Consider the following 6885-nt stretch of genomic DNA (forward strand, 5'->3'; position numbering starts at 1 on the left):
TTTAGTCTCCAGGATTCCCGGGGCGGTTCACCCAGAACCTCGAATATGCACCGTGGAACTCACTGCGTAAAAGCGAGGATTCTCGTTACATTGGCCTGACGATGCCGCGTTTTCTCTCCCGTTTGCCTTATGGCGCGAAAACAAACCCTGTCGATGAGTTTGATTTTGAAGAAGATGCGGATGGCGCAGATCACAGCAAATATGTCTGGAGTAATGCCGCCTATGCAATGGGGGTAAATATCAACCGTTCTTTCAAACATTACGGTTGGTGTACGTTGATCCGTGGTGTGGAATCTGGTGGGGCGGTAGAAAATCTGCCCTGTCATACCTTCCCGACCGATGACGGCGGCGTGGACATGAAATGCCCGACGGAAATCGCCATCTCTGACCGCCGTGAAGCGGAACTGGCGAAAAATGGCTTTATCCCGCTGATCCACCGCAAAAACTCCGATTACGCCGCCTTTATTGGCGCACAGTCGCTGCAAAAACCTCAGGAATATTACGACCCGGACGCCACGGCCAACGCTAATCTCTCAGCCCGGTTGCCATATCTGTTCGCTTGTTCAAGGTTTGCGCACTTCCTCAAGTGCATCGTGCGCGACAAGATCGGCTCGTTCAAAGAACGTGAAGATATGCAACGCTGGCTCAATGAGTGGATCATGAACTACGTTGATGCCGATCCGGTGAACTCCTCACAGGAAACCAAAGCTCGTCGGCCGCTGGCAGCTGCTGAAGTGGTGGTGGAAGAAGTGGAAGGTAATCCGGGTTATTACGATGCCAAATTCTTCCTGCGCCCGCATTTCCAGCTTGAAGGATTAACGGGGTCGCTGCGTCTGGTCACAAAACTGCCGTCAGTAAAACAGGGTACCGCCTGATTTTTATGAATATTTTAATGAATGATGTCAGATAATACTCAGGGGGAGATATGGCATATGTTTATGGCCTGGTAGATTCATTGCAGGGCACTGAAATGGTGGGAATGGCGGGAGCAGGAGACAGAAAGGAATGTGTGTTCTTAGTTCAGGTATATGCACATGTAGGGCATACCGGAACGTGGAAGCAGGGGCGGAAAGTTTTCGGAGATAAATCGATCCGCAGAGGAACAGCAATCGCGACTTTTGTGAATGGGAAATATCCACCGAGGGAAGATGCTCATAAACATGCTGCTTTCTATCTCGAACAAGATGATTCGTATATTTATGTTATGGACCAGTGGACAGGTAAAGCCTCGAATGTATCGGCGCGCAAAATCTCCAGAAAAGGCGGAATGCGCAGTGATGGATCCTATCCTGATGCCAGTAATAATGCGGAAGCTTTTTATGTTATTGAGTAGAGAATAGATGCTATGGAGACGCGTTTTATTTTTTCTCTGTTATTGGGTTATATATTGTTTTATCCACAATATGTTGCAGCGTGGGAAGTCAGTTGTCCCGTGTTTATCAATATAAAATCCTCAACGACAGTACTGGAGTCGGATGTACCTACATCGTGGCAGGAATCTTCCCGCTATGAACCCCGTCTGTGGCTGGACGGCGTAGGGATGTCGCAGGGAAAACCTGAAAACCGGGTAGATCTAAAACCAGAGACAGAGAAAATAAAGGGTGAAACCAGGCAAATATGGGATACCACAATGAACAGTAATCAGGATAGTGAACGTTACTGGGTTTCCTGTATTTATAACCACGGACAGGTTTGGTTATCACAACCAGTACCTGCATCGGCGACACGGTGTCAGGCATCTTCTCTGCCGGGTCAGCGGGAACAAGGAGAGTCACCGGTATCTGTGATATGTAAATAAATATAATCCATTCAGTTTATGAATTAATTATATGCCGGTATCTCATTACCGGAAATTATACAGCCTTCTGTTCTTCTGAAATTAAGGAGAGGGGGTTCTGTACGGCAATGATTTACCTGTATCCAGATGTACAGATAAATCAGAGATTATTTTTAAGTAATTCTTAATAAGGAAATGAAAATGGCTTATGACATTTTTCTGAAAATTGACGGCATTGATGGCGAGTCAATGGATGACAAACATAAAAATGAAATTGAGGTACTGAGCTGGCGCTGGAATATCCATCAGGAGTCCACCATGCACGCAGGCAGCGGTCTGGGATCCGGTAAAGTCTCCGTGACTAACCTGGAGTTTGAACATTACATCGATCGCGCCAGCCCGAATCTGTTCAAATACTGCGCCTCCGGTAAGCATATTCCGAAGTCCATCCTTGTCATGCGTAAAGCAGGCGGCAATCCACTGGAATACCTCAAGTACACCTTTACTGACCTGATTGTGGCTGTGGTTTCCCCCAGTGGTAGCAAGGAGGGCGAGATAGCTTCCCGCGAGAGAGTCGAACTCTCTTTCAGCACCGTGAAGCAGGAATACGTGGTGCAGAACCAGCAAGGTGGCAGCGGCGGCACCATCACCGCAGGCTACGACTTCAAGGCCAATAAAGAAATTTAAGCGGTACTTTTCCGGCCCGGTAAATAGCCTGGCCGGTTTTTATTATTTGATTTTAAAGGAAATTACAGTGAATAAATGGCGTAACCCCGGTGGGTGGTTATGTGCGGTAGCTTTGTCTTTTGTCTGCCTGCTTTCCGGGTGCAGCATTGACAGCGACGACGTGCCGGACCTGATGTCACAAAGACTCGATCTGGTGATTAAGGCTTCCGATAAGGTGAATCCTGACAATCAGAAAAAAGCCGCGCCCATAGAGATACGCGTTTATGAACTGAAAAATGATGCAGCCTTCACGGCGGCGGACTGGTGGTCACTTCAGGACAATGACAAGGCTGTTCTTGCCGATGATTTACTGCACCGCGACAGCTTTATCTTGCGCCCGGGCGAGGAGAAAAAACTGCGCCGCTCTCTCAATAAGGAAACCACCACGCTGGGGATCCTCGCCGGATACCGCAATCTGGGAAAATCGGTCTGGCGAGCCACATATAAAATTCCTGATCCACCGGAAAAAAGTTGGTACAGCCGCTTTATGCCGAAGAAAAAAGTCGAACTGGATGCTGGCATAGAGCAAAGCGCCATCGTGATTAAAGAACGGGATGAGTAAATTATGAGTTGGAATAACCGGGTGGTCTGGAGTGAAGGACAATTTTTGCTGCCACAGATGTTTCAGCAGCAGGAACGCTATCTGGAACACGTTATTCACTACCGCAGTCTGCCGCTTTCCCCCTTTTTCTGGGGCTTCAGTGAATACAGCATTGACAGTGAGGCGCTGAACATCGGCAAACTGGTACTGAAAGAGGCTGCCGGGGTGTTTGCGGACGGTACGCCGTTTAATGCGCCGGGCCATACGCCGCTGCCGCCGCCGTTGACCATTCTGCCGGAGCATCTTAACCAGCAGATTTGCCTGGCGGTGCCGGTACGCACGCCGAACAGCGAGGAAACCAGCTTCGACAATAACCCGGAATCGCTGGCGCGCTTTTCGGTGCATGAAAATGAAATTCGCGATGCCAACTCGCTGGGGCGTGGCGCACAATTGTTGCAGCTCAGCCACCTGCGCCTGTTGCCGGAAAAAGCAGTGACGGATGCGTGGATCGGCCTGCCGCTGACGCGCATTACGGCTCTGCATCCCGATGGCCGGATCGAGCTTGACAAAGATTTGATCCCGCCAGTGGTGAACTACCAGGCAAGTTCACTGATATGCACCTGGCTGTCGTGGATCAACGATCTGATAAAAATGCGCGCAGATTCACTGGCGGAACGGTTGACGGGCAGTGATAAACACGGCCATGAGGCGGCGGAAGTGTCGGATTACCTGCTGTTACAAATTCTCAATCGTTTTGGCCCATTACTGATCCATCTGGCGAAAACGCCGCTGTCGCCGGAAGTGCTCTATCGTAACCTGTCCGAACTGGCCGGTGAACTCTCGACCTATGTGCGACCACAAACTCGCCGCCCGGAAGAATATAAAGAATATAAACACCTGACGCCTTATGCAGGGCTGAAATCGGTGGTGGACGAGGTACAGTACCTGCTGAATGCCGTGCTGATCCGGGGGGCGCAGCGGATTCCGCTGGAAGAGGGGGCTTATGGCATCCTCAATGCGGTGGTTGAACCTTCCGAACTATCGGGTTTCAGCGCGCTTGTGCTGACGGTGAAGGCGCAGATGTCTGCCGACGCCCTGCTGCAATATTTTTCCGCCCAGACCAAAATCGGGCCGTCCGAACGCCTGCCGGAACTGATCCGCTCGCACCTGCCGGGGCTGACTTTGCAGGTGCTGCCGGTCCCCCCGCGTCAGATTCCGTTCCAGTCCGGGTACATCTATTACGACATTCGCCGCGATGGCGTGCTTTGGGAACATATTGCCCGCTATGGAGGCATGGCCATGCACACTGCCGGAGAGTTTCCGGGGCTGGAGATGGCTCTGTGGGGAGTGCGTGATAAATGACCGACGATATCCTGACGCCGCAGGCGGCGAATACCCTGCCATTTCAGCCATCAACCGGGGGGGGAAAGGCACCCGACAATGACGGTTACGGCGCGGCCATAAAGGACACTTTTCGCAAGGAGGAGAGCAAGTTGGTCGTTGAGGACGGCCCGGATATGAAACTCCAGCTGGCTGAAATCACTGCCGCCGCTAATCCCCTGCTGGCGGCGGCAAGTCCTCTGTTATGTGCACTGGCGCAGATGCCCCGCGAACTCGCCCCTGGTTTTATCGAACATTACCGCGCCCTGCTAGAGCGGGAGGTTCGCCGATATCAGACGCTGTGCGACCAGGCAAACCTGCGCCGCGAGCATGTGCTGGCGGTTCGCTATTGCTTGTGTACGGCGCTGGATGAAGCCGCCAACAATACAAGCTGGGGGCGACGTGGGGTCTGGGCTGGAAAAAGCCTGCTGATCACCTTTCATGGCGAAAGTGAAGGTGGCATCAAGCTGTTTCAGATAATTGGTCGTCTGGCCTCCAGCTTCCAGGAGCACAGCGATGTGCTGGAAATCATTTACCACATACTGGGGCTGGGTTTTGAGGGGCGTTACAGCGTGCGCCCCGACGGGCGTAAACAACTGGACGATATCCGCCAGCAACTGCTGACTCAACTGATCCAGCGCCGCGATCCGGTAACACCAACACTTTCGCCTGGTTTCACCGGTGCCGTCGGCGGTCGGATTCGGCGGATGCAGCGGGTGCCTGTCTGGCTGAGTGGCGGAATAGCCCTGCTGGTGATGTTGACCTTATTTGGTTTTTACAACTACCGGATGAGTCTCGCCACAGAAGCCGTACAGCAGCGTATCGATGCCATTGGTAAAAATCTGCCGCCACCACCCGTTCCCGTGCATAAACTGCGACTGAAAATCTTGCTGGCGAACGAGATCACCCGTGGTCTGCTGACGGTGGAAGAAGATGAGCATCACAGTCGGGTGGTCTTCCGGGGCGACACGATGTTTGTGCCGGGGCAGAAAACCGTGAATGACGCGCTCCGCCCGGTGATTGATAAGGCCGCGCGCGAGATTGCGCGAGTGGGGGGCGCAGTGACGGTGACTGGTCACACTGACAGCCAGCCGATCCATTCTGCGGAATTCCCATCTAACCAGGAGTTATCGGAAAAAAGGGCGACGGAAGTGGCTACGCTGTTGAAGTCCGGTGGTGTTTCTACCAGTCGAATCCGGGTTGTCGGGAAGGGGGATACCGTGCCGGTGGCTGATAACCGCACTAAAACCGGACGAGCGCAGAATCGCCGGGTGGAAATTCTGGTGGTGGAGTAAATTAATAATGGAAAAGCTGGAGTGTAATGCGTCTAACCATTCGCCAGTGTGGGGAGTAACAGAATTTATATTCTGGAAACTGGCGCCTAAAAAATGGGGGGGAGGAGTAGCATTTGGGCGTTATTTTAAAGATGGTTGGGTGAAGCATAACAGCCTTTTGATCAATGCAGCTGCAAATGCCTGGCATTTACCTGCTCCCTTGCTTGCTGGAGTTTGTTGGATTGAAGTAGTGGGAGATCCTCAGATTGTAGACACGTTGGCATTTGAATTTCGTGCTATGAGTTGGAGTGGGCCTGAGTGGGTTGATGAACATATCACAATAGCTTCGAAACCAGAAAAAACATCTTTTGGTGCGGTGAGTATGCAATTGCGAACTGCAGCCAAAACACTCGGGCTTGATGAGACTAAAATGGATAATTCTCAGTTGCGTGAGTTGGAAAATTACCTCCAACATGATGTTTTTAATATAAAATTAGCTGCAAGGCATCGTTATCAATTGGCTGACAAAGATGGCTTTCAGGTATCCTTACCTCACCTGACAGAAGAACAAATAAGAATTATTGAAGCTCGTTATAATCGAGGTATTTCTCTTAGTCTGGAAAAAATAAAGCAAGATACCAGCTATGGCGATTTTATTATCAATAACTGGTTGCATTTCTCTGGTTTATTAATGACTGTCTGGGAGTCCTCATGAGAGAAATAATTAAGATAACAGGATGGTTATTATTCATTATGGGGTTGGTCACTATCATGCTTTTTTCCGGGAATGAGTATCAGTGGATGCAGGATATGGAGCCTTCAATAACAGCATTGCCTCAGAGAAATGGAAATAGAGAGGTAATCAGAAGATTAATTTATTTTATTTCAGCGGCTATTCAGATTGTTCTTTATTTTCTTTCAGTATCACGTACAGGAAAGGGGTTTTCAGTCCTGGGTATTTTGCTATTACTGATTATCGCATGGAGCTCTGAACAATAATGCAAAAATTTCTCAGTCTGCTGTTTTCCCGCCGCGCATTGGCGATTGTCGGCGTGGTGATGCTTGCGCTGCTGGTCTGGTTTATCGGACCGCTGGTGGCGTTTGACACCCTGCATCCGCTGGTGTCCGTGAGCAGTAGGGGGGTGACCATCGTTCTATTACTGATGCTGCTCATCCTGTGGCTGGTG

9 protein-coding genes and 1 pseudogene are annotated in these 6885 nt (G+C 50.7%); all 10 read left to right on the top strand.

Translation table 11 applies throughout. The annotated features are described in order from the left end of the window. Positions 1–29: 29 nt before the first annotated feature. Positions 30–875, top strand: a pseudogene (gene tssC, locus EQY_RS0121620) (type VI secretion system contractile sheath large subunit); the annotation flags it as partial. A gap of 50 nt (positions 876–925) precedes the next feature. After that, positions 926–1333, top strand: coding sequence for a BPSL0067 family protein (locus EQY_RS0121625; protein WP_000332237.1), 408 nt, complete (start codon positions 926–928; stop codon positions 1331–1333). Positions 1334–1345: 12 nt separating this feature from the next. After that, on the top strand, positions 1346–1798 hold the full coding sequence (locus EQY_RS27345; protein WP_071987998.1) for an STY0301 family protein: 453 nt from the start codon (positions 1346–1348) through the stop codon (positions 1796–1798). A 180-nt stretch (positions 1799–1978) separates the two neighbouring features. After that, positions 1979–2464, top strand: coding sequence for an Hcp family type VI secretion system effector (locus EQY_RS0121630; RefSeq protein ID WP_000312804.1), 486 nt, complete (start codon positions 1979–1981; stop codon positions 2462–2464). 67 nt (positions 2465–2531) lie between these two features. Beyond that, positions 2532–3065 carry a type VI secretion system lipoprotein TssJ gene (gene tssJ, locus EQY_RS0121635; protein ID WP_001045931.1) on the top strand — a complete coding sequence of 178 codons (534 nt, stop codon included), beginning with the start codon at positions 2532–2534 and terminating at the stop codon, positions 3063–3065. A gap of 3 nt (positions 3066–3068) precedes the next feature. Beyond that, a complete protein-coding gene (gene tssK, locus EQY_RS0121640; protein WP_000118767.1) occupies positions 3069–4406 on the top strand; it encodes a type VI secretion system baseplate subunit TssK in 1338 nt (445 codons plus the stop codon). Further along, positions 4403–5719, top strand: coding sequence for a type VI secretion system protein TssL, long form (gene tssL / locus EQY_RS0121645; protein WP_000128885.1), 1317 nt, complete (start codon positions 4403–4405; stop codon positions 5717–5719). The genes tssK and tssL overlap by 4 nt, the downstream gene beginning before the upstream one ends. Positions 5720–5726: 7 nt before the next feature. Further along, positions 5727–6413 carry a hypothetical protein gene (locus EQY_RS0121650; RefSeq protein WP_000412906.1) on the top strand — a complete coding sequence of 229 codons (687 nt, stop codon included), beginning with the start codon at positions 5727–5729 and terminating at the stop codon, positions 6411–6413. After that, positions 6410–6697, top strand: coding sequence for a hypothetical protein (locus EQY_RS0121655; protein ID WP_001206794.1), 288 nt, complete (start codon positions 6410–6412; stop codon positions 6695–6697). Before EQY_RS0121650 ends, EQY_RS0121655 begins: the two co-directional genes overlap by 4 nt. Beyond that, the coding region (locus EQY_RS0121660) for a hypothetical protein (protein WP_001168953.1) at positions 6697–6885 on the top strand (189 nt) is incomplete at its 3' end. The genes EQY_RS0121655 and EQY_RS0121660, both read left to right, overlap by 1 nt.

The sequence above is a fragment of the Escherichia sp. TW14182 genome, assembly GCF_000208525.1.
GTDB classification, from domain to species: domain Bacteria; phylum Pseudomonadota; class Gammaproteobacteria; order Enterobacterales; family Enterobacteriaceae; genus Escherichia; species Escherichia ruysiae.

Coding starts and splice junctions, on each gene's coding strand:
- EQY_RS27345 (WP_071987998.1), top strand. CDS start 1,346: ATGGAGACGCGTTTTATTTTTTCTCTGTTATTGGGTTATATATTGTTT.
- tssL (WP_000128885.1), top strand. CDS start 4,403: ATGACCGACGATATCCTGACGCCGCAGGCGGCGAATACCCTGCCATTT.
- tssK (WP_000118767.1), top strand. CDS start 3,069: ATGAGTTGGAATAACCGGGTGGTCTGGAGTGAAGGACAATTTTTGCTG.
- EQY_RS0121630 (WP_000312804.1), top strand. CDS start 1,979: ATGGCTTATGACATTTTTCTGAAAATTGACGGCATTGATGGCGAGTCA.
- EQY_RS0121625 (WP_000332237.1), top strand. CDS start 926: ATGGCATATGTTTATGGCCTGGTAGATTCATTGCAGGGCACTGAAATG.
- EQY_RS0121650 (WP_000412906.1), top strand. CDS start 5,727: ATGGAAAAGCTGGAGTGTAATGCGTCTAACCATTCGCCAGTGTGGGGA.
- EQY_RS0121655 (WP_001206794.1), top strand. CDS start 6,410: ATGAGAGAAATAATTAAGATAACAGGATGGTTATTATTCATTATGGGG.